This window comes from Streptomyces plumbidurans (genome assembly GCF_019857225.1).
Lineage (GTDB): Bacteria > Actinomycetota > Actinomycetes > Streptomycetales > Streptomycetaceae > Streptomyces > Streptomyces plumbidurans.
The window spans coordinates 53,256-79,479 of the sequence record NZ_JAFJSY010000034.1; the positions used below are offsets into that span (position 1 = coordinate 53,256).

23 protein-coding genes are annotated in these 26,224 nt (G+C 71.1%); 9 read left to right on the plus strand and 14 right to left on the minus strand.

From position 1 onward, the window contains the following. Positions 1 to 2: 2 nt before the first annotated feature. The gene (locus JYK17_RS22260; protein WP_108013492.1) at positions 3 to 1,454 is read right to left on the minus strand and encodes an NCS1 family nucleobase:cation symporter-1; all 1,452 of its coding nucleotides are present in this window, start codon (positions 1,452 to 1,454) and stop codon (positions 3 to 5) included. Between the two features lie 143 nt (positions 1,455 to 1,597). Here JYK17_RS22260 and JYK17_RS22265 point away from each other — a divergent pair, with 143 nt between their 5' ends. Further along, the gene (locus JYK17_RS22265) at positions 1,598 to 2,275 is read left to right on the plus strand and encodes a GntR family transcriptional regulator (protein ID WP_108013491.1); all 678 of its coding nucleotides are present in this window, start codon (positions 1,598 to 1,600) and stop codon (positions 2,273 to 2,275) included. A gap of 13 nt (positions 2,276 to 2,288) precedes the next feature. Here the strand turns inward: JYK17_RS22265 and pip are convergent, their stop codons facing one another. Both pip and JYK17_RS22275 read right to left on the minus strand, forming a co-directional pair. Continuing rightward, positions 2,289 to 3,251 (minus strand): prolyl aminopeptidase, encoded by a 963-nt coding sequence (gene pip, locus JYK17_RS22270; protein WP_222811049.1) that lies wholly within the window; start codon positions 3,249 to 3,251, stop codon positions 2,289 to 2,291. A 38-nt stretch (positions 3,252 to 3,289) separates the two neighbouring features. Beyond that, positions 3,290 to 3,982, minus strand: coding sequence for a uracil-DNA glycosylase (locus JYK17_RS22275; protein WP_128803356.1), 693 nt, complete (start codon positions 3,980 to 3,982; stop codon positions 3,290 to 3,292). A 96-nt stretch (positions 3,983 to 4,078) separates the two neighbouring features. Here JYK17_RS22275 and JYK17_RS22280 point away from each other — a divergent pair, with 96 nt between their 5' ends. Next, entirely contained in the window at positions 4,079 to 4,633 is a 555-nt protein-coding gene (locus tag JYK17_RS22280; protein WP_222811050.1) for an RNA-binding S4 domain-containing protein, read from the plus strand. Between the two features lie 106 nt (positions 4,634 to 4,739). On the opposite strand, the gene JYK17_RS22285 is transcribed toward JYK17_RS22280, so the two are convergent. After that, complete coding sequence (locus JYK17_RS22285; RefSeq protein WP_108013487.1) at positions 4,740 to 5,186, minus strand: DoxX family protein; 447 nt, start codon at positions 5,184 to 5,186, stop codon at positions 4,740 to 4,742. Between the two features lie 100 nt (positions 5,187 to 5,286). After that, on the minus strand, positions 5,287 to 6,186 hold the full coding sequence (locus JYK17_RS22290; protein WP_222811051.1) for an acyltransferase domain-containing protein: 900 nt from the start codon (positions 6,184 to 6,186) through the stop codon (positions 5,287 to 5,289). A 69-nt stretch (positions 6,187 to 6,255) separates the two neighbouring features. Here JYK17_RS22290 and JYK17_RS22295 point away from each other — a divergent pair, with 69 nt between their 5' ends. Then, entirely contained in the window at positions 6,256 to 6,531 is a 276-nt protein-coding gene (locus tag JYK17_RS22295; protein WP_108013485.1) for a DUF6343 family protein, read from the plus strand. Positions 6,532 to 6,618: 87 nt separating this feature from the next. On the opposite strand, the gene JYK17_RS41220 is transcribed toward JYK17_RS22295, so the two are convergent. The 4 genes from JYK17_RS41220 to rpsA all read right to left on the minus strand — a co-directional run bounded on the left by JYK17_RS41220 (position 6,619) and on the right by rpsA (position 10,371). Continuing rightward, positions 6,619 to 6,999 (minus strand): tetratricopeptide repeat protein, encoded by a 381-nt coding sequence (locus JYK17_RS41220; RefSeq protein ID WP_108013484.1) that lies wholly within the window; start codon positions 6,997 to 6,999, stop codon positions 6,619 to 6,621. Positions 7,000 to 7,077: 78 nt separating this feature from the next. Beyond that, positions 7,078 to 7,677, minus strand: coding sequence for a dephospho-CoA kinase (gene coaE, locus JYK17_RS22305; protein WP_108013483.1), 600 nt, complete (start codon positions 7,675 to 7,677; stop codon positions 7,078 to 7,080). A 45-nt stretch (positions 7,678 to 7,722) separates the two neighbouring features. Beyond that, entirely contained in the window at positions 7,723 to 8,661 is a 939-nt protein-coding gene (locus tag JYK17_RS22310; protein WP_108013482.1) for a PAC2 family protein, read from the minus strand. 204 nt (positions 8,662 to 8,865) lie between these two features. Beyond that, positions 8,866 to 10,371: a 30S ribosomal protein S1 gene (gene rpsA, locus JYK17_RS22315; RefSeq protein WP_128803352.1), complete on the minus strand. Its 1,506-nt coding sequence runs from the start codon at positions 10,369 to 10,371 to the stop codon at positions 8,866 to 8,868. Between the two features lie 379 nt (positions 10,372 to 10,750). On the opposite strand from rpsA, the gene JYK17_RS22320 reads away from it, so the two are divergent. Both JYK17_RS22320 and hrpB read left to right on the plus strand, forming a co-directional pair. Next, on the plus strand, positions 10,751 to 11,563 hold the full coding sequence (locus JYK17_RS22320) for a class I SAM-dependent methyltransferase (protein ID WP_108013480.1): 813 nt from the start codon (positions 10,751 to 10,753) through the stop codon (positions 11,561 to 11,563). A 4-nt stretch (positions 11,564 to 11,567) separates the two neighbouring features. Then, positions 11,568 to 14,039: an ATP-dependent helicase HrpB gene (gene hrpB / locus JYK17_RS22325; RefSeq protein ID WP_108013479.1), complete on the plus strand. Its 2,472-nt coding sequence runs from the start codon at positions 11,568 to 11,570 to the stop codon at positions 14,037 to 14,039. Positions 14,040 to 14,057: 18 nt separating this feature from the next. Here hrpB and pgfA read toward each other — a convergent pair whose 3' ends face one another. From pgfA to polA, 5 genes are all read right to left on the minus strand, one after another. Beyond that, positions 14,058 to 15,050, minus strand: coding sequence for a cell envelope lipid trafficking protein PgfA (pgfA, locus tag JYK17_RS22330; RefSeq protein WP_108013478.1), 993 nt, complete (start codon positions 15,048 to 15,050; stop codon positions 14,058 to 14,060). Between the two features lie 25 nt (positions 15,051 to 15,075). Continuing rightward, positions 15,076 to 15,210, minus strand: coding sequence for an SPW_0924 family protein (locus tag JYK17_RS22335; protein WP_108013477.1), 135 nt, complete (start codon positions 15,208 to 15,210; stop codon positions 15,076 to 15,078). A 139-nt stretch (positions 15,211 to 15,349) separates the two neighbouring features. Then, positions 15,350 to 17,074 carry a lytic transglycosylase domain-containing protein gene (locus JYK17_RS22340; protein WP_108013476.1) on the minus strand — a complete coding sequence of 575 codons (1,725 nt, stop codon included), beginning with the start codon at positions 17,072 to 17,074 and terminating at the stop codon, positions 15,350 to 15,352. A 370-nt stretch (positions 17,075 to 17,444) separates the two neighbouring features. Continuing rightward, positions 17,445 to 17,804, minus strand: a complete 360-nt coding sequence (locus tag JYK17_RS22345) for a hypothetical protein (RefSeq protein ID WP_108013475.1) — start codon at positions 17,802 to 17,804, stop codon at positions 17,445 to 17,447. Positions 17,805 to 18,075: 271 nt separating this feature from the next. After that, positions 18,076 to 20,802: a DNA polymerase I gene (polA, locus tag JYK17_RS22350; protein ID WP_108013474.1), complete on the minus strand. Its 2,727-nt coding sequence runs from the start codon at positions 20,800 to 20,802 to the stop codon at positions 18,076 to 18,078. Positions 20,803 to 21,142: 340 nt separating this feature from the next. Here polA and JYK17_RS22355 point away from each other — a divergent pair, with 340 nt between their 5' ends. The 4 genes from JYK17_RS22355 (at position 21,143) to JYK17_RS22370 (ending at position 26,200) form a co-directional block, all read left to right on the plus strand. After that, on the plus strand, positions 21,143 to 23,434 hold the full coding sequence (locus tag JYK17_RS22355) for an FdhF/YdeP family oxidoreductase (protein ID WP_108013473.1): 2,292 nt from the start codon (positions 21,143 to 21,145) through the stop codon (positions 23,432 to 23,434). A gap of 51 nt (positions 23,435 to 23,485) precedes the next feature. Beyond that, on the plus strand, positions 23,486 to 23,962 hold the full coding sequence (locus JYK17_RS22360) for a hotdog fold thioesterase (protein ID WP_108013472.1): 477 nt from the start codon (positions 23,486 to 23,488) through the stop codon (positions 23,960 to 23,962). 62 nt (positions 23,963 to 24,024) lie between these two features. Beyond that, entirely contained in the window at positions 24,025 to 24,801 is a 777-nt protein-coding gene (locus JYK17_RS22365) for a hypothetical protein (RefSeq protein WP_181362523.1), read from the plus strand. Between the two features lie 175 nt (positions 24,802 to 24,976). Then, entirely contained in the window at positions 24,977 to 26,200 is a 1,224-nt protein-coding gene (locus JYK17_RS22370; RefSeq protein ID WP_181362522.1) for a branched-chain amino acid ABC transporter substrate-binding protein, read from the plus strand. The last annotated feature ends 24 nt before the right edge of the window (positions 26,201 to 26,224 follow it).

The following is a 26,224-nucleotide window of genomic DNA, read 5'->3' on the forward strand; positions in this document are numbered from 1 at the left end:
CGTCAGACCTCCTGTACGGCGGGCTCGCGGCGGCCCAGCAGCAGGTAGAGACCCGCCCCGAGCGCCGTGCCGACGAACCACGAGTACGGCGCCACATCGCTGAACGTCTTCACCAGTGCCAGCACCGCCGCGACCGCCGCGGCCGGCAGGAAGGCCCACAGGGCCCGCGGGTTGACGCCCTTGCGGTAGTGGTAGCGGCCTTGCGGGGCGCCGTTGAACAGTTGCTGCACATCGACGCGGCCGCGCTTGATCAGGTAGTAGTCGACCATGATCACGCCGAACAGCGGTCCCAGGAAGGCACCGAGGCCGCCGAGGAAGTAGTTGACCACGGTGGGGTTGGAGAAGAGGTTCCACGGGGTCACGACCAGCGCCGCCACCGTGCTGATCATGCCGCCGACCTTGAAGCTGATCTTCTGCGGCCACACGTTGGCCAGGTCGTACGCCGGTGAGACGAAGTTGGCGACGATGTTGACGCCCATGGTGGCGACGGCGAACGTGAACGCGGACACCACGAGCACCCAGGTGTTGCCGATCTTCGCCACCAGCTCCGCGGGATCCGTGATGGCCGTGCCGAACACCTTCAGCGATCCGGCCGTGACGATCACCGAAACGACCACGAACGCCGTGGAGTTGATGGGCAGGCCCCAGAAATTGCCGCGGCGGACGGTGCGGTAGTCGGGCGCGAAGCGGGAGAAGTCGCAGAAGTTGAGCATCAGCGTGCCGTAGGTGGCGAGGATCAGCCCGATCGCGCCGAACCACTGCCGCCACTGCTCGCCGGTGGAGACCGGGTGCGGGGTGGAGGTGAGCGAGATGCTCCAGTCGGCCTTGGACAGCACCCACAGGGCCAGCGCGATCATCACCAGCCAGATCGCCGGGCCGCAGAAGTCCTGGAACTTGCGCACGGACTCCATGCCGCGGCTGATGATCGCCGCCTGGATCAGCCACAGCGACAGGAACGACACCCAGCCGAGGGCGTCGAGCCCCAGGAAGGAGTGCTCGGTCCAGGACTCCAGGCCCGGCCAGGCCGCCAGCAGCATCACGTTCACGGCGACGGAGGCGAGATAGGTCTGGATGCCGTACCACATGATGGCGATCACGGCCCGGATCAGGGCCGGGACGTTGGCGCCCCAGACGCCGAAGCTGATGCGGCTGACCACCGGGAAGGGCACGCCGTGGCGCTGGCCGATCCTGCCCATCCAGTTCATGCCGACGTAGATGATCACGAAGCCGGCCAGCAGGGAGGTGAAGACCTGCCAGACGTTCATGCCGAGGACCAGCAGTCCGGCGGCGAAGGTGTAGTTGCCGAGGTTGTGGACGTCGGACATCCACATGGCGAAGAGGTCGAAGACCTTCCAGTTCCGCTTCGCGGCGGGTGCCAGGTCTTCGTTGGTCAGGCGCGGATCGGGGGTGAAGGCTGGTGCGCCGGTGGCTGCGGCGCGATCGGCGAGGGACACGGGGCCTCCAGGGACGGGCGGACGGAGGACGGCAGCCGTTTGGTATACCAAACAGCGGCATGGTCCCGCCGTCAAGCACTCGTACCGAAGTCGTTCTCGTTACCGCTCCGTAAAACCTCCCCGGGGTCGGGGAGACTGGGTCCATGAGCTCCATGACGAAGATCGAACCCCTGGGCGCGATCCGCGAGCGTGTGCTGGCCGGCCTCCGGCAGGAGATCATCTCCGGCACGCTCCGCCCCGGCGACCGGCTGGTCGAGCGGGAACTCGCCGACCGCTTCGGTGTCTCCAGAGTGCCCGTCCGCGAGGCGATCCGCGCGCTGGTCACCGAGGGCTTCGTGCACTTCGAGACGCCGCGCCGCGCGCTCGTACGCCGTCTGACCCGGCACGACGTCCGGGAGCTCTTCGAACTGCGCGAGGCCCTGGAGGTCTACGCCGCCGGGCTCGCCGCCTCCCGCGCCACCCCGGACGACCTGGCCGAGACCGAGAAGCTGCTCGGTGACGCGGCCGCCGCGACCGAGGCGGGGGACGCCGAGGCGATCACGGACATCAACAGCCGGCTGCACGACCGCATCATGGCGATGGCGGGCAACGGCCTGCTGACCGAGGCCCTCGAGCCGGTCGCCGGGCGGCTGCGGTGGATGACCCGGCGCAACGAGGAATGGTCCCATCTCCTCGTGGAGCACCGGGAGTTGTACGAGGCGATCGCCTCCGGCGACCCGGAACGGGCCCGCGCCCAGGCGCTGGTCCACGTGCGGACCAACTACCGCTCCACGGTGCGGCATCTGTTCGGGGAGGCCGGGGAGGACACCGAGGAGGCGTAGCCGGGCCGGCGCCTCAGCGGTGGGCGTACTTGTCCGTCGCCGCCACCAGCGCCTCGGCCATGTCCGGCGCCCCCGCGTTGTGCCCCACGTCGTCGACCATCACCAACTCGCTTCCCGGCCAGGCGTGATGGAGCCGCCAGACGATGCCGAGGAGGTTGCCGAAGTCGAGGCTGCCCTGGACGAGGGTGCCCGGGATGTCCTTCAACTGGGGCGCGTCGCGCAGCACGACGCCCTGGTCGTTGCCCTCGCCGAGGAAGTGGTCGTTGCCCCAGTAGTGGGTGACGGTACGCGCGAAGGCCATGCGGAACCGCTCGTCCTCGTACCGCTCGACCGACCTCGGCGGCGCCGGGATCATCGCCGTCTCCCAGTCGGTCCAGGCCCGCGCCGCCCGCGCCCGCACCCCGGGGTCGGGCGACTCGAGCAGCCGGTTGAAGGCGAGGGCGAGGTTGCCGTCGCGGTCCTCCTCCGGCAGTTCGGCGAGGAACCGCTCGAAGGCCTCGGGGAAGATCCGGCCGAGTCCCCTGGTCAGCAGGGCGGTCTCGGGATCGGAGCCGGTCGCGACGCCGGTCAGCACCAGCTCCGACACCGCCCCCGGGTACGTCTGCGCGTACCGCAGCCCCAGCACCGAACCCCATGACACGCCCCACACCAGCCAGCGCCCGATCCCCAAGTGCCGCCGCAGCAGCTCCAGATCGGTCAGGAGATGCCGGGTCGTGTTGACGCTCATGTCGGTGTCGTACGCGCTCGCGTGCGGTGTGGAGCGTCCGCAGCCACGCTGGTCGAGCAGCACGATCCGGTAGGCCGCGGGGTCGAACAGGCGCCGGAAGTAGGGGGTGCAGCCCGAGCCGGGGCCGCCGTGCAGCACAACTGCTGGCTTTCCTTCGGGGTTTCCGCAGGTCTCCCAGTACACGCGGTTGCCGTCGCCGACGTCGAGCATGCCGTGGTCGTACGGCTCGATCTCCGGATAGAGGGGCATCAGGGGACCGTAACCCCTCCACGGTCCGGCCCGCCTCCCTATTTCACCGGCAGCCCGGCCGCCTCCCCCGCCCCGCGCAGCACGTCCCGCAGCATGTCCGGGGTGAGCTTGCCGGTGAAGGTGTTGCGCTGGCTGACGTGGAAGCAGCCGAAGAGGTCGATGCCGTCGAGCGGCACGCGCGTGCCGTGCCCGAAGACGGGCCGCGGCCGGGGCACCGTCCAGCCCGCCCCGGCGAACGCGGGCAGCGCGGCCTGCCAGCCGAAGGCGCCGAGCACGAGCACGGCCCGCAGGGTCGGCCGCAGCAGCTTCAGCTCCTGGACGAGCCAGGGGCGGCAGGTGTCCCGCTCGCCGGGCGTGGGCTTGTTCTCCGGCGGGGCGCAGTGCACCGGCGAGGTGATCCGGACGCCGTGCAGTGCGAGCCCGTCGTCCCGGCTCACGGCCGTGGGCCGGTTGGCCAGGCCCACGTCGTACAGCGCCTGGTACAGCACGTCCCCCGAGCGGTCACCGGTGAACATGCGGCCGGTGCGGTTGCCGCCGTGCGCGGCCGGGGCGAGACCGATGATCGCGAGGGAGGCGTCGGCGGGCCCGAAGCCGGGCACCGGCCGCGCCCAGTACGTCCAGTCCCGGAAGGCCGCGCGCTTGGTCCGGCCGACCTCCTCGCGCCAGGCGACGAGCCGGGGACAGGCCGTGCATCCCGCGACCCGGGCGTCGAGCTCGGTCAGGCTGTCCATGGCTCAACGGTACGTCCGTGACCTGCGGGCACGGGACGCGGTTCGGGGGCGGAAAACCGCCGGGAGCAGCCGCGGGGGCGGGCTAGAGTCGAGGGCATGGCTTCCGGAGCTGACGAGGAGAAGAGGGGCGGGCCGGGCCCCGCCGAGCGGCCGGCTGCCGAGCCGCCCGCCGCCGAGGCGGCCGACCCCACGACCGACCCCGCGATCGCCGCCGCCGTGGCCGCCGCGGAGGCCGCGGCCCCGGCGAACGGCGAGAACGTGCGGATCGACAGCTGGATCTGGGCCGTACGCCTGATCAAGACCCGCTCGCTCGGCGCCGCCGCCTGCAAGGGCGGGCATGTGCATGTGAACGGCGAGCGGGTGAAGCCCGCCCACTCCGTGCGGATCGGCGACGAGGTGCGGGTGCGGCAGGAGGGCTGGGAGCGGGTCGTCATCGTCAAGCGGCTGATCCGCAAGCGCGTCGGCGCCCCGGTCGCCGCCCAGTGCTACGTCGACAACTCGCCGCCCCCGCCGCCCCGCGAGGCCTTCGCCCCGGCCGGCATCCGCGACCGCGGCGCGGGCCGCCCGACCAAGCGCGACCGCCGCGAGATGGAACGCCTGCGCGGCATGGCGGGCGGCGGCCCCGGCGCGAAGAACCCCGGCGGACGCTGACACACAAGGGCACCGACGGCGCGCGACGGCGAGGGCGCACGACGACGGTGGCGCCCGGCCCGGACCTCGCGGGTCCTGCCGGGCGCCACCGCCGTCGTGGCCCGGTTCATGCCCGTCGTCGTACCAGCCGCAAAAGGTCGGCGTTGGAGCCCCGGCGGGCCCAGGCGATCAGGGCCAGCGGCACGACGAGGATCAGCGGGGTCGCCGCGTTGTCCCCGTCGAAGACGGTCATCTGGACGACGAACGCGCCCACCATCAGCCCGCTCAGCGCGATCGCCGCGACCGACTGCAGCAGCGGGATCAACAGGGCGACGCCACCGGCCAGTTCGAGCGCGCCGATGGTGTACATCCCCGCGCTGCCCCAGCCGATTTTGTCGAAGGACTCGACGGCGTACGAGCTCGCGGCCAGCTTGGGCACGGCGCTGGCGACGACGTAGAAGAGGGCGATGATCACCTGCAGCGTGCGCAGGGCGATGCGGGCGCGGCGGCCTCGGGCGGTCGCGGACTCGGCGACGACGGGAGCGGAGGCGACGCGGGCGGCGGTCTCGGACATGGGGTTCTCCTGTGTGAGCGGTGCGTGTTGCTGTCACAGGGGTAGACCGAGGGCGGTCGCGGAACTCATCGCCGCCGGGCGGACCTTCGCGGACGCCGTGCTAGAGCGGGAACCACCCGTGCCCGATGTACCAGTGCCCGCCCGCCCTCAGGTGGTCCCCCACCGCCCGCTCCACGGCCGTGCGCCGCGGCAGCGTCCCGATCGACAGCTCCGGGTCGCCGAACACGAACTGGACCGGTTCGCTGTCGGCCGGCTCGCGGTCCTCGCGGGCGACGTGGAAGCGGTTCTGGAACCGCACGATGTTGGAGTCGGCGGGCAGGTACTCCTTCAACTGCGGGTCCAGCAGCCAGGAGTGGCACAGTGCGGCTCTGAACTTCTCCTCGGGGTAGTGCCGTGCGAAGAAGTCCGCGGCCAGCGCCAGCGAGCGCTCGCACGCCGCCGGGGACAGCGGACCGAGACAGTCCGGGATGTGGAGGTTGAGGCAGAGCGCGCCGGAGGTCAGGTCCAGGCCGGCCGCCGTGAGCGCCCGCGAGGTGCGCTGCCCCGGCCGCGTCCGCTCGAACTGCAGCCGCCCCAGCTGGTACAGCTCCCCCCGGAAGTGCCGGGTCAGCCACCACGGTGCCTGGACGCCCGCCCGGCCGTACCGCCGGCGGTGCACGGTCATGTTCCGGCCCAGGTCGGCGAGGGTGCGCCGGGAGACGTCGTCGGGGATGCCCAGCGCGCGGTGGTACGCGCGCGTGTACGGCAGCGCGGCGACGAAGACGTACACGGGGAAGCAGCGCTGCAGCGGTCCCGACGCCCAGTCGAGCTGGGGCAGGTCGACCGCGCCGCCCACCTCCCCCATGCCCCGCACCAACTCCTCGACCGAGGCCCGCAGGAAGCGCAGCAGCTCCGGGTCGTCGGTCACACGTCGGCCCATCCGCACGAGGGCGTTGATGTCCTCGTGCGGTACGGCGAGGTCCAGCAGCACCTCGGCCAGCTCATCGGCATCCGGCAGCACTCGGCAACCCCCTCGTCCCGTTCCCCTTGGTGAACGTACGTCCCGAAGAGTACGTTGCCGTCAGGAGCGATGATCCGGATGCGTACGGGAAGTGAGCCGACGACCGCACGCAGTGCCCTGCGGGCGCGGTTCTGGCTGAGCGTGTGGGGCCTTGTCTGGGCGATCTTCGGCACGGCCGCGTTCGCCCTCGCGGGGCGCCCGGGATGGGCGGCCGCCTGCGGTGTCCTGTGGCTGGTGGTCACCGTCGACATGACCGTCATCCTCCGGCACATCCGCCAGGGCCCGCACTACCAGCCGGGCCGCGACATCCCCCCGTACCGCCCACCGGAGAACCGGCTGCGGTAGCCCGTGATCAGGTGATCCGTGCGTCGGTGATCCGTGCGTCGGTGATCCGTGCATCGGTGATCCGTGCGTCGGTGTCCCGTGTTCCGGTCACGCGTCGAACTGCGCGGCCTTGAGGTACTCCGGGTTCGGGTCCAGGGCGGCGGCCAGCCTGAAGTGGCGCTTGGCCTGCTCGGACTCCCCGCGGCGCTCGAAGGTCCGGGCGAGCGCGAAGTGCGCGAACGCGTTGTCCGGCTCGCGCTCCAGGACGATCGTGAACTCCAGCTCCGCGGGCCGCAGTTGGGCGGCGGCGAAGAAGGCACGCGCGCGCAGCAGGCGGGCGGCGGTGTTCTCCGGGTGGGCGGCGATGACGGAGTCGAGCAGCTTCACCGCGCCCCGCGGGTCCCGTGCGTTGAGCAACTGCTCGGCGGCACGGAAGTCGATGACATGCGTCTCCGGAGTACGTCCGGTCGAACCGCTGGTCTCGGGCACGGCACAGTCCTTCCCTTACTGGAACGGTTCAACGCCCCTTGCGGAGGCCCTATTCCGGATGCCGCCGCGAAGATCCCGCTACCCCTGCGCTCTGCGGACGAGTTCGGCCCAGACGTCCTTCACCCGGCGCTCCAGATCCGCGAGCGGTACGTCGTTGTCGATGACGACGTCCGCGATCCTCCGGCGCTGTTCGCGCGTCGCCTGTGCGGCCATGCGCGCCCGCGCGTCCTCCTCGGTCATGCCGCGCAGCCGTACGAGCCGGTCGAGCTGGGTCTCCGGGCTCGCGTCCACGACGATCACCAGGTCGTAGAGCCCGGCCAGGCCGTTCTCCGTCAGGAGCGGCACGTCGTGGACGACGACCGCGTCCTCGGCGGCCGCCTCCTCCAGCTCACGGGAGCGCGCGCCCACGAGGGGATGCACGATCGAGTTCAGCAGGGCGAGCTTGTCCGCGTCGGCGAAGACGATCGAGCCCAGCTTCGGCCGGTCCAGGCTGCCGTCGGCGGCGAGCACCTCCTCGCCGAAGGCCTCGACGACCGCCGCGAGCCCTGGCGTGCCGGGCTCGACCACCTCGCGCGCGATGCGGTCGGCATCGATCAGCACGGCCCCGCACGCCACGAGCAGCCGCGACACTTCGCTCTTGCCGGCCCCGATTCCGCCGGTCAGCCCCACTTTCACCATGAGCGGCAGCTTAGGGCCTGTCACCGGCGGCGGGATCGGCGGAGGTCAGTTGTCGCCCTCTCGCTCCGCCAGGAACCGCTCGAACTCCATGCCGATCTCGTCCGCCGTCGGGATGTCGACGGGCTCGGCGAGCATGTTGCCGCGGCTCTCGGCGCCCGCGACGGCGTCGTACTGGTTCTCCAGGCCCGACACGAGCGCGGTGAGCTCCTCGTCGCCCTCCTGGATCTGGCGGTCGATCTCCGTCTGGGTGCGGTGCGCGTCGTTGCGCAGCGAGTGCGCGATGGAGGGGAGCACCAGACCGGTGCCCGCGGTGATGGCCTCCAGGACGGTCAGGGCGGCGTCCGGGTACACGGACCGGGCGATGTAGTGCGGCACGTGCGCGGCGACACCGAGCACGTCGTGGCCCGCCTGCATGAGGCGGTACTCGACCAGGGACTCGGCGCTGCCGGGGACCTGGGCCTCGTCGAAGGGGCTGCTGTGGCCCGGTACGAGGTCGGTGCGGTTGCCGTGCGGGGTCAGGCCCACGGGACGGGTGTGCGGGACGCCCATGGGGATGCCGTGGAAGTTCACGGACAGCCGCACTCCGAGCCGCTCCACGATCTGCTGGACGGCCGCGGCGAAGCGTTCCCACTCCACGTCCGGCTCCGGGCCCGACAGCAGCAGGAAGGGCGCCCCGGTGGCGTCCTGGACGAGCCGGACGTCGATCGTGGGGTCCTCGTACTCGCTCCACCGGTCGCGCTTGAAGGTCAGCAGCGGCCGGCGGGCGCGGTAGTCGACGAGCCGGTCGTGGTCGAAGCGGGCGACGACCTGGTGGGGCAGCGAGTCGAGGAGCCGGTCGACGATCTGGTCGCCGGTCTCGCCCGCATCGATGTATCCGTCGAAGTGGTAGAGCATGACAAGGCCGGCCGACTCCTGGGCGAGCGCCATGTCGACGACAGCCAGGCCCTTCGGCTCCCATGCGTACAAACCCTGCGGATCAAGCACTGTGACCGCTCCTCCTCGTGTCCGTATGTCTCAACACGCCCTGGAGCAGGGGCATTCCCCGCGCGCATTTTTTAAGGGGCGCGGGGAACTGCGCGACAAGCCCCCACCGGCCCGCAGCCGAACGACAAGCCGGGACAGCACTGAGGGGCCGCACCTCGAAAGGTGCGGCCCCTCAGCTATTGGCTAAGCCTCAGCGGCAGCCGTTCAGCTCTGGCCGCCGGCCAGCTTCTCGCGCAGCGCGGCGAGCGCCTCGTCCGAGGCCAGCGCGCCGGAGTTGTCCGCACCCTCGGAGGAGTACGAACCGCCACCACCGGACGCGGCCGGAGCCGCACCGCTCGCGGCGTCGCCACCCTCGGCAGCGGCGGCAGCGTCGGCCTCGCGGCTCTTGATGACCTGCTGCTGGTGCTGCTCGAAGCGCTGCTGCGCCTCGGCGTACTGGTGCTCCCACGCCTCGCGCTGGGTCTCGTAGCCCTCGAGCCAGTCGTTGGTCTCGGGGTCGAAGCCCTCGGGGTAGATGTAGTTGCCCTGGTCGTCGTAGGACGCGGCCATGCCGTACAGGGTCGGGTCGAACTCGACCGTGGACGGGTCGGCACCGAAGGCCTCGTTGGCCTGCTTCAGCGAGAGGCTGATGCGGCGGCGCTCGAGGTCGATGTCGATGACCTTGACGAAGATCTCGTCGTTGACCTGGACGACCTGCTCCGGGATCTCCACGTGGCGCTCGGCCAGCTCGGAGATGTGGACCAGACCCTCGATGCCCTCGTCCACGCGGACGAACGCACCGAACGGAACCAGCTTCGTGACCTTGCCGGGCACGACCTGGCCGATCTGGTGGGTGCGGGCGAACTGCTGCCACGGGTCTTCCTGGGTCGCCTTCAGCGACAGGGAGACACGCTCGCGGTCCATGTCGACGTCGAGGACCTCGACCGTGACCTCCTGGCCGACCTCGACCACCTCGGAGGGGTGGTCGATGTGCTTCCAGGAGAGCTCGGAGACGTGGACCAGACCGTCGACGCCACCCAGGTCCACGAAGGCACCGAAGTTGACGATCGAGGAGACCACGCCGGAGCGGACCTGACCCTTCTGCAGGGTCGTGAGGAAGGTCTGGCGGACCTCGGACTGGGTCTGCTCCAGCCAGGCACGGCGGGACAGGACCACGTTGTTGCGGTTCTTGTCCAGCTCGATGATCTTGGCCTCGAGCTCCTTGCCCACGTAGGGCTGGAGGTCGCGAACGCGGCGCATCTCGACCAGGGAGGCCGGGAGGAAGCCACGGAGGCCGATGTCGAGGATGAGACCACCCTTGACGACCTCGATGACGGTACCGGTGACGATGCCGTCCTCTTCCTTGATCTTCTCGATGGTGCCCCAGGCACGCTCGTACTGGGCGCGCTTCTTCGAGAGGATCAGGCGGCCTTCCTTGTCCTCCTTCTGGAGGACCAGGGCCTCGATCTCGTCGCCGACGGCGACGACCTCGTTCGGGTCGACGTCGTGCTTGATCGAGAGCTCTCGGCTCGGGATGACACCTTCGGTCTTGTAACCGATGTCGAGCAGGACCTCGTCCCGGTCGACCTTCACGATGACGCCGTCGACGATGTCGCCGTCGTTGAAGTACTTGATCGTCTCGTCGATCGCGGCGAGGAAGGCTTCCTCGTTACCGATGTCGTTGACCGCAACCTGCGGGGTGGTGGCGGTGGTCTCGGTGCTGCTCGTCATGTGGGAAAGGGCTCCGGTACGGACATTGAGTCGTAGGTACTGCTACGCCGGGAGCCCGTATCGCTCTGAAGAAGCCGGACAGCCAAGGAAGCGCCCCACCGGACAACGGTGACGGCGCCTCGAGAACCGAGGGGACATACAACAGATGCGAGCGCAGCCTGCTACGTCTGAGGTGCGCAGGCCCGCAGCGCAACTTGTAGCATACGGGGGCAGCCGGACAGGGTCAACGCACGAACGCGCACACCCGGGGCGGATCGCCCCATACCCGGCACAAGAACAGTCTCCGGAGGCCACGCAGGCCTGCGACACCCCTTCTGTGACACCGCCGAACGGGTGGACGCCACCGTGAGGGTGACGGAAGAGTACGACGAGGGAGCCGATCATCCAAGAGGCCGAAGCGTTCGAACCCGAAGCGACCCGGCGCACGGCGGACGTCGCGGAAAGCGCCCGGGCCAACCGGGGCTGGTGGGACCGGAACGCCGATGAGTACCAGGTCGAGCACGGCACGTTCCTGGGGGACGACCGTTTCGTGTGGGGTCCCGAGGGCCTCGACGAGGTGGAGGCGGAGCTGCTCGGCCCGCCGGAGGAGCTGAAGGGCAAGGACGTCCTGGAGATCGGCGCAGGCGCCGCCCAGTGCTCGCGCTGGCTGGCCGGCCAGGGCGCCCGCCCGGTCGCCCTCGACATCTCGCACCGCCAGCTGCAGCACGCGCTGCGCATCGGCGGGCCTGTCCCCCTTGTATGCGCCGACGCGGGCGCGCTGCCGTTCGCGGACGACTCCTTCGACCTGGCCTGCTCGGCGTACGGCGCGCTGCCGTTCGTCGCCGATCCGGTGCTGGTGCTGAAGGAGGTGCACCGGGTGCTGCGCCCGGGCGGCCGCTTCGTCTTCTCGGTGACCCATCCGATCCGCTGGGCCTTCCCGGACGAGCCCGGACCGGAGGGGCTGAGCGTCTCCGCCTCCTATTTCGACCGCACGCCGTACGTCGAGCAGGACGACGAGGGCCGCGCGGTCTACGTCGAGCACCACCGGACGATCGGCGACCGGGTGCGCGACGTGGTCGCCGGGGGCTTCCGCCTCGTCGACCTGGTCGAGCCGGAGTGGCCGGTGTGGAACACCTCGGAGTGGGGCGGCTGGTCGCCGCTGCGCGGGAATCTGATCCCCGGCACGGCGATCTTCGTGTGCGTACGAGACTGAGCATGTGATCCGCTACGACGCCCTGGACGCGCTGCCCGTACGCGGCGCCCTGCCCGCTCTGGACGAGGCACTGGAGGGGCACGGCACGGCCGTGCTGGTGGCGCCTCCCGGCACCGGCAAGACGACGCTGGTGCCGCTGGAGCTGGCCGGGCTGATCGGTGACGGCCCGGCGCGGCGCGTGGTCGTCGCCGAGCCGCGCCGTATCGCCGCGCGCGCCGCCGCGCGGCGGATGGCGTGGCTGCTCGGCGAGAGGACCGGCGAGAGCGTCGGGTACACCGTGCGCGGCGAGCGCGTGGTCGGGCGGCACGCGCGCGTGGAGGTCGTCACGACCGGTGTGCTGCTGCAGCGGCTCCAGCGGGACCAGGAGCTGGCGGGCGTCGACGTGGTGGTGCTCGACGAGTGCCACGAGCGGCACCTGGACGCCGACACCGCCGCCGCCTTCCTGTGGGACGTGCGCGAGACGCTGCGGCCCGAGCTGCGACTGGTGGCCGCCTCCGCGACCACCGACGCCGAGGGCTGGGCGCGGCTGCTGGGCGGCGCGCCGGTGGTCGAGGCGCAGGGCGTCTCCCACCCCGTCGAGGTGGTGTGGGCGCCTCCGGTGCGTCCCGTACGGCCGCCGCACGGCATGCGCGTGGATCCCGCGCTCCTGTCCCATGTGGCGTCGACGGTGCGGCGGGCACTGGCCGAGCGGGACGGGGACGTCCTGTGCTTCCTGCCGGGCGTGGGTGAGATCGCGCGGGTGGCCGGGCAGCTGGGGGGCCTCGGAGACGTCGACGTCCTTCAGGTGCACGGCCGCGCACCGGCGGCCGTGCAGGACGCGGTGCTGGCGCCGAGCGAACGCCGCCGGGTGGTCCTGGCCACCTCGGTCGCGGAGTCCTCGCTGACGGTTCCGGGGGTGCGGGTGGTCGTCGACTCGGGGCTCGCGCGCGAACCCCGGGTCGACCACGCGCGCGGGCTGAGCGCGCTGACGACGGTGCGGGCCTCGCAGGCGGCCGGACGGCAGCGGGCGGGGCGGGCCGGGCGTGAGGCGCCGGGGGCGGTGTACCGGTGCTGGGCCGAGGCCGAGGACACCCGGCTGCCGCGCTTCCCTTCGCCGGAGATCAAGGTGGCCGATCTGACGGCGTTCGCGCTGCAGACGGCGTGCTGGGGCGCGCCCGACGCCTCAGGCCTCGCGCTGCTGGATCCGCCGCCCGGTGGTGCGATGGCGGCGGCACGCGGCGTGCTGGCCGCCATCGGGGCGGTGGACTCCGCCGGGCGGGCCACCGAACGGGGAGCGGAGCTTGCCCGGCTGGGTCTGCATCCGCGGCTCGGGCGGGCGCTGCTGGACACGTCCGGCCGGGGCGCCGAGGTGGTCGCGCTGCTGTCCGAGGAGGCGCCGCGGGAGTACGGGGACGATCTGGCGACCGCGCTGCGCACGGCCCGGCGAGGCGGTGACGCCTATGCGACGCGGTGGCGGACGGAAGTACGGCGGCTCACGTCGGGCGAGAAGGGCACGCCGGCGGCGGACGACCGCACCGCGGGGCTCGTCGCCGCCCTCGCCTTCCCGGAGCGCCTCGCGAAGGCCGACGGCGGCTCCTATCTGATGGTGTCCGGCACCCGGGCCGAACTCCGTGACGGCAGTCCGCTGCGTGGCGCCCCCTGGATCGCGGTGGCCGTAGCCGACCGTCCCGTCGGCAAGGGGCACGCGCGCGTGCAGCTGGCGGCCGTGGTGGACGAGGACATGGCCCGCTCGGCGGCGGCCTCGCTGTACTCCGAGGTCCAGGAGGTCCACTGGGCGGGCGGGGACGTCGTGGCGCGCCGGGTGGAGCGGCTCGGAGCGATCGAGCTGGCGGCGCGGCCCCTGACGGACGCCGACCCCGGGCTCGTACGCGAGGCGCTGCTGGAGGGGCTGCGGCAGGAGGGGTTCGGGCTGCTGCGGTGGTCGGCCGACGCCGTCGTACTGCGACAGCGGCTGGCCTTTCTGCGGCTGCATCTCGGCGCGCCCTGGCCCGACGTGTCCGACGACGCGCTGCACGCGCGCGTGGACGAATGGCTGGAACCCGAGCTGAGCCGGGCCCGGCGGCGCGGCGACCTCGCGCGGATCGACGCCGGACAGGCGCTCGGCAGGCTGCTGCCGTGGGCGACCGGGGAGGCGACACGGCTCGACGAGCTGGCTCCGGAGCGCATGGCCGTTCCGAGCGGTTCCCGGATCCGGATCGACTACGGCAATCCCGAACAGCCCGTGCTCGCCGTGAAGTTGCAGGAGATGTTCGGGCTGCACGAGTCGCCGGCCGTCGCGGGCGTGCCGCTGCTCGTGCACCTGCTCTCCCCCGCCGGCCGCCCGGCCGCCGTCACCGCCGACCTGGCCTCCTTCTGGAAGGACGGATACAGGGGCGTACGGGCGGAGCTGCGCGGCCGGTATCCAAAGCATCCGTGGCCCGAGGACCCGGCCACCGCCGAGCCGACGCGGTACACCAACGCGCGGCTCAGGCGCTGACGGTTCGGGCAGCGGCGGTCAGGCGCTGACCGGTTCCGGGGCCGCGGACTCGGCCGGTTCCGGGTCGGCCGGGCCGCGGCTGCGGGCCTCCAGCCAGAGGGAGAGGGCGAGCAGCAGAATGCCGAGGATCAGAAAGCCCCAGGGCAGGTACGACGTCAGCAGCAGGACGAGGGTGCGGTTGGACTTGACCAGGTTCACGGTGTGCTCGATGTAGTCCTCGCGCATCTTCACGTGCCCCGCGAACGCGGTCACCTTGTCGCGGCCGCCGAGCAGGGTGCCGCCGCGCAGCTCCTCCTTGTGGATCTCCTCGCCGTAGACGGGCGCTCCGGTGACGGGCTCGACCCAGAACCTGCGGACCGTGGTGTACCAGCGGGTGGTGCCGGTCCTGGCGACGGACTCGGGGGTGATGCCCTTGACGGGCATGGTCTTGGGGAAGGGGACTTTGGTCCAGGGGACGGTCTGCTCGAAGTAGTAGACCTTCAGGCCGCGGAAGTTCTGCGTCCCCTTGTAGTGGATGGGGTTGGTGGTGCGGGTCTGGGCGTCGAAGTACTCGTAGTCCCTCTTCTGCGTCAGGAAGGGCCACTTGAACTCGATGCCGTTCCGCTTCACCGGGTCGCCGTCGACCATCTCGCCGGTGGCGTGGACCGGGTCCTGGCTGTGCGCGTCGAAGATGTAGCGCTCGGGGATCCGGGAGACCATCTTGCCGTCGGGGCCCTGGACGTAGGACAGGCCGTCCCAGACGACGACGTCCCGGCCTGCCGTCCTCTCGATCCGCTTCGAGGCCTCCACGTTGCCCTTGAGGGTCTGCACGATGGTGACCTGTGGGACTTTCCGCGCCTTCATGGTGCCGTAGTCGAGCAGGGTCGCGTCCTTCGCCACCAGCACCATGTCCTGGTACTGGTCGGCCGGGATCTTGGCCAGCCGCGGGAAGGCGTAGTAGCGCAGCAGCGGGGACAGGGCCGCGAAGAACACGGCGAAGGCGAGCAGGACCAGACTGGCCTTGCGGCGCATCTCGGCCTCCCTCCCGGGCGGGCGGTCAGGGGTGGGTGGGCACCGTCGTCAGCAGGGGTTTCGGAGAGGTGCTGCCCGACGGCGAACCCATCGCGGTGATGGTGAGGATCAGGGCGACGGCGACGACGAGACCGGTCGCGGCGGCGATCAGGGCGCGCATGCCTGCCTCCCGGCGGACTGGAACTGATACATCGTCAGGTCCGGCACCGTAGCAACGGGTGGCCGAGATGAGAACACGTCGCACACGGACGAGGGCGCCCCGCCCGCCGAAGCGGAGGGGCGCCCTCGTCGTGGCGTGCCTACGCGGTGGGGCTCGGCGACGTGCTGGGCGACGGGCTCGCCGAGGAATCGGCGGCTGCCACGGTCAGCTGGACGTCGAGGTTCGCGCCACCCGCCGTGGTGATGCGCAGCAGGAAGGTGCCGGTGGTGTCGTCGGCGTACAGCTTGGGCAGCTTCAGCAGACCCTTGGCGTCCGTCTTGAGGTCCTTCAGGGTGCGTACGGTCTTGCCGTCCGCGTCCTTGAAGTAGGGGCCCTTGTCGATCTCGCTCGCGTCGAGCTTGGACTTGATGAGGGTGGCGGTGGCCCCGACGCCGTCCGCGACGGCGCCCCTGTAGGTGGCCTTCACCTCGACCTGGTCGGCGAACTCGCCGCCCGGGGTGCAGGTCAGCGCGGTGTCGCTGGTGCGCACGAGGGTGTCGGCGGCGCGCTCGGTGACGGTGGCCGCGTAGTCGATGCCCTTGATCGAGCGGTCCACGACGGTGGCGTGAACGGTGAGGTCGCCGGTCTTCTCGCCCGCCTGCAGGGCGGGGGCGATCGCCACGCCGGTGTCGTTGGTGACGACCGTGGCGACCTTCTCGCCGCCGGTGAAGGTGGTGTCGGTGTCGCCGACGACGGTGAAGCGGATACGGACCTTGGCGACGGCCTTGCCGGCCTTGGTCACGGCCTTGGCGCCGATCTTCTCCGTGAACGCGTCGCCGGCCATCGCGGTGAGCGGGCCGGTGCCCGAGTTCGCCAGGTGGTCGACGGTGTCGGTGGGCGTCGGCGTCGGCGAGGAGCTGCCGGGTGCGTCCGGCGTACCCGGAGTGTTCGACGGCGGCTTGGGGCTCGAACCGTCGTTGCCGTGCGGGGTCTTCGGCGGCTTCGTGCTGGTGGCCGGCTTCGGGCTCGTGCTGCCGCCGGCGTTGCCGTCGCTGCGGTGCGAGGGGATCGCGCCGGTGCCGTCCGGGATCTCGTGCGTGCCGTTGCGGTAGTACTCCAGCCACGACAGGACGAGGTTCAGATAGTCCTGCGAGTTGTTGTAGCTGAGGATCGCGCTGTTGAGCCCGGCCTGCTCGGACAAGTCCCGGTCGTCGCGGCACAGGTAGTGGCCGGCGGCGAGGGCGGCGTCGTAGACGTTGTTGGGGTCCTTGACGCCGTCGTTGTTGCCGTCGCGGCCCGCCCACGCCCAGGTGGAGGGGATGAACTGCATGGGGCCGACGGCCTGGTCGTAGTGGCTGTTGCCGTCGTACCTGCCGCCGTCGGTGTCCTTGATCAGCGCGAAGCCGTTGCCGTCGAGCTGCGGGCCGAGGATCGGGGAGAGCGTGGTGCCCTCGGCGTCGACGCGGCCGCCGCGGGCCTGACCGGACTCGACCTTGCCGATCGCGGCGAGCAGTTGCCAGGGCAGATTGCAGCCCGGCTTGGCGGAGCTCAGCTCGGCCGCGGCCTTCTTGTAGGCGTCGAGCACGGTCGCGGGGATGCCGTCCCCGGCGGCGCCCGGGGTGACGGGGCCGGTGCTCGCGGACGGGGAGGGGCTCGGGCTGTTGAGCGGCGGAAGGTCCGTGTAGTACGGCGAGTTGCCGGTCGCGCCGCCTTCGCCGGTGGCGGTCGCCTCGGGAGAGGGCTGCGCGTCGGAGGCGGTCCGTCTGCCGTGGTCGTCGGCAGTGACTCCCGGAGCCTGGGATGCGGACAGGGCCGCCACCGCGGCCGCCGCGACGGCGGCGGTCGCCGCCCCCTTGCACAGCCTCCTGCCGAATTGCGCCGCCATAGAGTGAACCCCTCCCGTGGACGCGGAAGCGTCCGTCTGTCTCTGTCGCACTGCTTCTGTCGAGCTGCCTCTGTCGAGCGTGCGTGCTCGCCCCTGTTGTGACGGTCGACCCGGCGATCGGGTTGCGCTCGTACTCCGTCGACTTCTGTCTTTTTTCTTCTTGTTCTTCTCGCTCTCCTGTTCCACCGTGCGTCCCGGCACGGTGACCCAGGCGACCCTACGGCAACTTCCTTTGCGCGGGGAGTTGTTCGTGCCCGGTTTTCACCGGTTGGCCATGTGCGGTTGGCCTGCGGGTAAGGCGCGCATACGGGACCGAAGTGATCACCCGGGCAGATTGGCAGGGCGACGGGCGCCGAGTGGCCGGAGCCGGTCAGCGCGGGGCGGGGCCGTCCGGCCGGTCGGTGAGGCCGTTCGCGCTCACCACGAAGACGGTGATGGAGCGTGCGGAGCGGCTGCGGCGCACACGGCGCACGAGCGCGGTCACTTGGCTGCGGCCGAGCCCGGCCCACAGTCGCCAGGTGGGCAGCTCTCCGGTGCCCGTGGTGAGCCGGCGCAGTCGGCGCCGTAGATCCGCCGCCGTGCGGCGCAGGACGACCTTCAGGTCGGTGGGGATGCGGGCGGTGCTTGCGCGGGCTGCGAAGGCCGGCACGGACGCGGGCGCCACCACGGGCGCCGCCTCGGCACTCGCCTGCGCTCTCGCCGGCCGGCGGTTGAGCATGCGTATACCCATGCCCGCATCCTGTACAGCCCGCGAGCGAGCGGCGCCTTTGCGGGGGCCACGTGAGTGACGGGCCCTGCGGGGCTTGGGCAGCGGGGGGTGCGGGTCGGACTGGCGCGGCGTGAAGCTGCCGCAGCCCTCCCGGCAGGGTGAAGGGCACTGCTCGCACCGGCGAGCACGACGTGCCCCCGGCCGGAGGGCCCCTGGGCTGAAACCCAGCTCTCCCGCCGACCCGGAGCCCCGCCCCGCCGCCGGAGCCCGGCGCACCCGCCGAAGGCCACTCCTAGTGCGCCGCCGACTCCCAGTCGGTCCCCACTCCCACCGAGACGCCCAGGGGGACGTTCAGGTGGACGGCGTCGGACATTTCGCGGCGGACGATCTCCTCGGCGGTCGCGCGTTCGCCGGGGGCGATCTCCAGGACGATTTCGTCGTGGACCTGGAGGAGCATGCGGGAGGTGAGGCCGGCCTCGCGGAGGGCGCCGTCGACCTTGAGCATGGCGATCTTGACGATGTCCGCGGCGGTGCCCTGGATGGGTGCGTTCAGGGCCATGCGCTCGGCCGCCTCGCGGCGCTGGCGGTTGTCGCTGTTGAGGTCGGGGAGATAGCGGCGGCGGCCGAACAGGGTCGCCGTGTATCCCGTGGCCCGGGCCTCGTCGACGGCCCGGCGCAGATAGTCCCGGACGCCGCCGAAGCGCTCGAAGTAGGCGTCCATCAGGCCGCGCGCCTCCGCCGCCTCGATGTTCAGCTGCTGGGACAGGCCGAACGCCGACAGCCCGTAGGCCAGGCCGTACGACATGGCCTTGATCTTGCGGCGCATCTCCGCGTCCACCGCGGCGGGTTCCACCGCGAACACCTGCGATGCCGCCGTGGTGTGCAGGTCCTCCCCGGAGACGAACGCCTCGATCAGGCCCTCGTCCTCGGAGAGGTGCGCCATCACGCGCAGTTCGATCTGGCTGTAGTCGGCCGTCATCAGGGACTCGAAGCCCTCCCCGACGACGAATCCGCGGCGGATGGCCCGGCCCTCGTCGGTGCGGACGGGGATGTTCTGCAGGTTCGGGTCCGTGGAGGACAGCCGGCCCGTCGCGGCCACCGTCTGGTTGAACGTCGTGTGGATACGGCCGTCCGCCGCGATCGTCTTGATCAGGCCCTCGACCGTGACCCGCAGCTTCGCCTGCTCGCGGTGGCGGAGCATGATCACCGGCAGTTCGTTGTCCGTCTGGGCGGCGAGCCAGGCCAGGGCGTCGGCGTCCGTGGTGTAACCGGTCTTGGTCTTCTTGGTTTTGGGCAGCGCCAGCTCGCCGAACAGGACCTCCTGCAGCTGCTTGGGCGAGCCCAGGTTGAACTCGTGCCCCGCCGCCGCGTGCGCCTCCTTCACCGCCTGCTGGACGGCGCCCGCGAACATCTGCTCCATGGCCTCCAGGTGGGCCCGGTCGGCCGCGATGCCGTGCCGCTCCATGCGGGCCAGCAGGGCGGACGTCGGCAGCTCCATGTCCCGCAGGAGGTCCGCGGCGCCGACCTCCGCGAGGCGGCCCTCGAAGGCCTCGCCCAGGTCGAGCACCGTGCGGGCCTGGACCATCAGGGCCTCGGCCTCGGCGCCGTCGTCCGTGCCGAAGGCGAGCTGGCCGTCGGCCGTGGCGGCGGGGGTCAGCTCGCGGTGCAGGTATTCCAGGGACAGCGCGTCCAGGTCGAAGGAGCGGCGGCCCGGCTTGACGAGGTAGGCGGCGAGCGCGGTGTCCATGCGGACCCCGGCGATGCTCCAGCCGTGCTCGGCGAAGACCCGCATCGCGCTCTTGGCGTTGTGGAAGACCTTCGGCCGGCCGGCGTCGGCGAGCCAGGCGGCGAACGCCTTCTCGTCGGCCTCGTTCAGCTGCGAGGGGTCGAACCAGCCGGCCGCTCCGTCGGCGGCGGCGAGGGCGACCTCGGCGACCGAGCCGGTGCCGAGCGCCCAGGTGTCGACGGTGGCGACGCCCAGCGGTTCGCCGCCGTGCTCCGCGAGCCACGGGGCCAGCTCGCCCGTGCCGAGCACCGCGCCGTCCAGCTCCACGCCGTCGGTCGCGATCGGCGTGACCTCGGCCTCCTCGGCGCCGGGGTCCACACCGAAGAGCCGCTCGCGCAGGGAGGGGTTCCTGATCTCCAGGGTGTCCAGGACCAGCGAGACGGCCTTGCGGTCGTACGGCTCGCGCGCGAGGTCGGCGACGGACTTGGGCAGCTCGACGTTGCGCTCCAGCTCGGTGAGGCGGCGGTTGAGCTTGACGCTCTCCAGGTGGTCGCGCAGATTCTGCCCGGCCTTGCCCTTGACCTCCTCTACGCGCTCGACCAGCTCCGCGAACGAACCGAACTGGTTGATCCACTTCGCGGCGGTCTTCTCGCCCACCCCGGGGATGCCGGGAAGGTTGTCGGACGGGTCGCCGCGCAGGGCGGCGAAGTCGGGGTACTGCGCGGGCGTCAGGCCGTACTTCTCGAAGACCTTCTCCGGGGTGAAGCGGGTGAGCTCGGAGACGCCCTTCGTCGGGTACAGCACCGTCGTGTGCTCGCTGACCAGCTGGAAGGAGTCGCGGTCACCGGTGACGATGAGGACCTCGAAGCCGGCCGCCTCGGCCTGGGTGGCGAGGGTGGCGATGATGTCGTCGGCCTCGAAGCCGGGGACCGCGAACCGCGACGCGTGCATGGCGTCGAGGAGCTCGCCGATCAGCTCGACCTGGCCCTTGAACTCGTCCGGGGTCTTGGAGCGGTTCGCCTTGTACTCCGTGAACTCCTCGGAGCGCCAGGTCTTGCGGGAGACGTCGAAGGCCACCGCGAAGTGCGTGGGCTCCTCGTCGCGCAGGGTGTTGGCGAGCATCGACGCGAAGCCGTAGATCGCGTTCGTCGGCTGTCCTGTCGCGGTGGTGAAGTTCTCCGCGGGCAGCGCGAAGAACGCGCGATAGGCCAGCGAGTGCCCGTCCATGAGCATCAGGCGGGGTCGCGCGCCGTCGGCGGTCGTCTCGGTCTTCTTCGATGCTTTCTCTGCCACGCCCCCGATCCTGCCACGTACCACTGACACTCGGCCCTCCGCACACCCGACGCCCCCATCCACGCCCACCCGACGCCCACGCCATCGCGCCCCGGCGCCCTCGCGATCACACGCCCGACACACTCATCTGCGCACGCCCCACGCCCTCGCCACCGCAGGCCCGACGCCCTCGCGATCACACGCCCGTCGCCCTCGCCCCCGCACCCTCATCCCCGCGCAACCCCCGCGCTTACTCCCCCGCCCCCACCCCCTCATCCCCGCGCCCGCCCGCCCTCGCTGTCGCCGCCGCGTGCGAGGATCGACCTGGTACCTCGCATGTGCAGGTGAAGGAGAGTGCGCGATGGCGACGAAGCCACCCCAGAGCGATCCGGTACAGGACGCACCGCAGGTCGCCGGACCGAAACATGCCGCGGCGGGGCTGCCCGCCATCGGTCACACCCTGCGCGTCGCCCAGCAGCAGATGGGCGTGCGGCGCACCGCGCTGACCCTGCTGCGCGTCAACCAGAAGGACGGCTTCGACTGCCCGGGCTGTGCCTGGCCGGAGCCGGAGCACCGGCACACGGCGGAGTTCTGCGAGAACGGCGCGAAGGCCGTGGCCGAGGAGGCCACCCTGCGCCGGGTCACCCCGGAGTTCTTCGCCGCGCACTCCGTCGCCGATCTCGCCACCCGCAGCGGTTACTGGCTGGGGCAGCAGGGCCGGCTGACGCACCCCATGTACCTCCCCGAAGGGGCAGACCACTACGAGCCGGTGACCTGGGAGCGCGCCTTCGACATCGTCGCCGAGGAGATCGCCGCGCTTGACTCCCCGAACGAGGCGGTCTTCTACACCTCGGGACGCACCAGCAACGAGGCGGCGTTCCTCTACCAGTTGTTCGCCCGCCAGTTGGGCACGAACAACCTGCCCGACTGCTCCAACATGTGCCACGAGTCGTCCGGTTCGGCGCTCTCGGAGACGATCGGCATCGGCAAGGGCAGCGTCCTGCTGGAGGACCTCTACAAGGCCGACCTGATCATCGTCGCCGGCCAGAACCCGGGCACGAACCACCCGCGGATGCTTTCCGCCCTGGAGAAGGCCAAGGCGGGCGGCGCGAGGATCGTCAGCGTCAACCCGCTGCCCGAGGCGGGCCTGGAGCGCTTCAAGAACCCGCAGACCGCGCAGGGCATGCTCAAGGGCGCCGCGCTCACCGACCTGTTCCTGCAGATCCGCATCGGCGGCGACCAGGCCCTCTTCCGCCTCCTCAACAAGCTGATCCTGGAGGCGGACGGGGCGGTCGACGAGGCGTTCGTCCGCGAACACACCCATGGCTACGAGGAGTTCGCGGCCGCCGCGAAGGCCGCCGACTGGGACGAGACGCTGGCGGCGACCGGTCTCACGCGTGCGGAGATCGAGCATGCCCTCGGCATGGTCCTCGCCTCCAAGCGCACCATCGTCTGCTGGGCGATGGGCCTGACCCAGCACAAGCACTCCGTGCCGACCATCCGCGAGATCGTCAACTTCCTTCTGCTGCGCGGCAACATCGGCCGTCCGGGCGCGGGCGTGTGCCCGGTGCGCGGTCACTCGAACGTGCAGGGCGACCGCACGATGGGCATCTTCGAGCGTCCGGCGCCCGTCTTCCTGGACGCCCTGGAGCGGGAGTTCGGCTTCGCTCCGCCGCGCGAGCACGGCTTCGACGTGGTCCGGGCGATCCGCGCCCTGCGCGACGGCGAGGCGAAGCTGTTCTTCGCCATGGGCGGCAACTTCGTGTCCGCCTCGCCCGACACGGACGTCACCGAGGCGGCCATGCGGCGCGCCCGGCTGACGGTGCACGTGTCGACGAAGCTCAACCGCTCGCACGCGGTCACGGGCGCGCGTGCCCTGATCCTGCCGACGCTGGGCCGCACCGAGCGCGATCTGCAGGGCAGCGGCGAGCAGTTCGTGACGGTCGAGGACTCCATGGGCATGGTGCACGCCTCCCGCGGCCGCCTGGACCCGGCGAGCAGGCACCTGCTGTCCGAGCCGGCCATCGTCTGCCGCCTGGCACGCCGCGTGCTGGGCGAGGAGAGCACGGTGCCGTGGGAGGAGTTCGAGAAGGACTACGCCACCATCCGCGACCGCATCGCGCGCGTGGTCCCCGGCTTCGAGGACTTCAACGCGCGCGTGACTGGTTCTGCTGGTCGCCCTGGAGGCTTCGCCCTCCCCCACGCCCCGCGCGACGAGCGCCGCTTCCCCACGAAGACCGGCAAGGCCAACTTCACGGCGGCGCCCGTGGAGTACCCCGAACTGCCCGAGGGCCGCCTGCTGTTGCAGACACTGCGCTCGCACGACCAGTACAACACCACGATCTACGGCCTCGACGACCGCTACCGCGGCATCAGGAACGGCCGCCGGGTCGTCCTGGTCAACCCCGACGACGCCCGCGCGCTCGGGGCCGCCGAGGGGTCGTACGTGGACCTGGTGAGCGAGTGGAAGGACGGCGTGGAGCGCCGGGCGAACGGCTTCCGGGTCGTGCACTACCCGACGGCCCGCGGCTGCGCCGCCGCCTACTACCCGGAGACCAACGTCCTGGTGCCGCTGGACGCCACCGCGGACACCAGCAACACCCCGGCCAGCAAGTCCGTGGTCGTACGTCTGGAACAATCGGCCACCGACTGAGCGTTTGCTCAGCCAGGTGGACGCGTGATCAGGACGAACGGAGCAGGGCCCATGGGCGAGCAGCAGCAGGTGACGTTCCCGCAGGAGGTCGTCGACGAGTACGCCGCACTCGGCATCGACCTCCCGGCCCTGTTCTCCGCCGGGCACCTCGGCACCCGTATGGGCGTGGAGATCCTCGAGGCCTCCGCGGACCGCGTCGTGGGCACCATGCCGGTCGAGGGCAACACCCAGCCCTACGGCCTGCTGCACGGCGGCGCCTCCGCCGTACTGGCCGAGACCCTCGGCTCCGTCGGCTCGATGCTGCACGGCGGCAGCTCCAAGATCGCCGTCGGCGTCGACCTCAACTGCACCCACCACCGGGGCGTGCGCTCCGGCCTGGTCACCGGAGTCGCCACCCCCGTGCACCGGGGCCGGTCGACAGCGACGTACGAGATAGTGATCAGCGACGAGCAGGACCGGCGCGTGTGCACCGCGCGGCTGACCTGCCTGCTGCGGGACGCCGTCCCGAGCGGCGGCGTCCACACCTGAGGGCACCGGCGCCTTCCGGCCCCCGGCGCCCTCACCTACCGTTTCCTCATGAGGCTGCGGTCATGAGCGGCGTCGGCCCCGTCGAACCCGTCGGCCCCGCCGAACCGGTCGAACCCGTCGAGGCGCGCCCCGGTCACGCCCCCGGTCCCCACCGGGACGCGCCGCCACCCGACGTCATCGGCTCCGACTCCCCCCGCCCGAGCGACCGTTGGCGCCGACTGCCACCCCGCGTCCGCGCCACGGCACTCACGGCAGCCGTGACCGCACTCGCCGCCGCGGCCCTGTGGCTCCTGCCCCCCACACCCTCCGGCCACAAGCCGCAGGAGCCGGCGCAGCCCTGGCCCGCCGTCACAACCGCCTTCCGCTACACCGGCGTTGCAGACAATCCCGGCGCAGGACCCACCAGGGACTTCCACTTCGAGGTGTCCGTGCACGACGGACCCCCCGTCACCGTCTCCCACATCAACGCCGCCCCCGGCGGCCTGCGCACCCGCACCACGCCTCCGACGTCGTTCACCGTGCGCGCCGGAAGCGCCCACCGGATCACCGTGCGGATCACCGTGACCGACTGCGGCGCGCTCCCGGTCAACGTCAACCTGCCCTTCCTGGACGTAACGCTGCGTAACAAACACGCAATACAGCATTACAGTTTCATCTTCGGCAACCGCTACTCCCGCGACCTCTCCGGCCTCCTTCACACGGCCTGTGACGCCACTCGGGCACTCCCCTCGCCCCGCGTCCGACGGGAAGTGCGGGTTCTCACGATGTGGACCCGACGTGTTCTCGCCAATCCAGCCGAGAGCGACCTTCACACAAGCTCATCTACCGGCACGTCATAACAAGAAAGTCACAAGCCAGCCCACAGCGATGCCGCTGGCTGACAGACAGGCTTAGAGTCACGCCCAGTCACCGCGCCGCCGGGCGCGTCTGCAGCACGGTCAGCACCACCCAGTACGGCCCGGCGAGACACACGGCAGCCCAGCAGGGCGGCCGGCGCCAGGGAGAGGATTCATCGTGCGACACCGTTCTTTGGTCATACTCACCTCCGTACTCACCACGGGCGCTCTCACGCTGACCGCCTGCGGATCGCGTGACAACAACAAGGGTGGGGACAGCGGCAGCAAGAAGACCGAGGTCATCATTGGTGTCGACGCACCACTGACCGGTCAGAACTCCGCCACCGGACTCGGTATCCAGGGTGGCGTCCAGGTGGCCGTCGACGACGCCAACAAGAAAAACCTCGTGCCCGGCGTGACCTTCAAGGTCCAGGCGCTCGACGACAAGGCCATCCCCGCCAGCGGTCAGCAGAACGCCACCCAGCTCGTCAACAACGACAAGGTGCTCGGCGTCGTGGGCCCGCTGAACTCGGGCGTCGCCACCCAGATGCAGCAGGTCTTCGCCACCGCCAACCTGGTCGAGATCTCGCCGTCCAACACCGCCCCCGAGCTCACTCAGGGCAAGAACTGGCAGACGAAGAAGGTCCGCCCCTTCAAGACCTACTTCCGTACCGCCACCACCGACGCCCTCCAGGGCGGCTTCGCGGCCGACTACGCCTACAACACGCTGAAGAAGAAGAACGTCTTCGTCGTCGACGACAAGCAGACCTACGGCGCGGGCCTGGCCAAGCTGTTCACCGCCGGCTTCACCAAGGCGGGCGGCAAGGTCGTGGGCACCGACCACGTCAACACCGGCGACACCGACTTCTCCGCCCTCGTCACCAAGATCAAGAACTCCAAGGCCGACCTGGTCTACTACGGCGGCCAGTACGACGAGTCCGAGAAGCTCACCAAGCAGCTCAAGGACGGCGGCGCCAAGATCCCGCTCTTCGGCGGCGACGGCATGTTCAGCGACACCTACATCCAGACCGCGGGCAAGACCTCCGAGGGCGACCTGGCCACCTCCGTCGGCCAGCCCGTCGACACCCTCGCCTCCGCCCAGGACTTCATCAAGAAGTACAAGGCGGCCGGCCTGAAGGGCGACTACGGCACCTACGGCGGCTACTCCTACGACGCCGCCACCGCCATCATCAAGGCCATCGGCAACGTCGTGAAGGACGGCAAGGTCCCCTCCGACGCCCGCGCCAAGATCGTCGACGAGGTCGGCAAGACCAAGTTCAACGGCGTCGCAGGCCCCGTCGCCTTCGACCAGTACGGCGACACCACCAACAAGCAGCTGACCGTCTACCAGGTCACCAACGGCAAGTGGAAGGCCGTCAAGAGCGGCACGTTCAACGGCTGATCGAGCCAGTCCCGAACTGCCGCT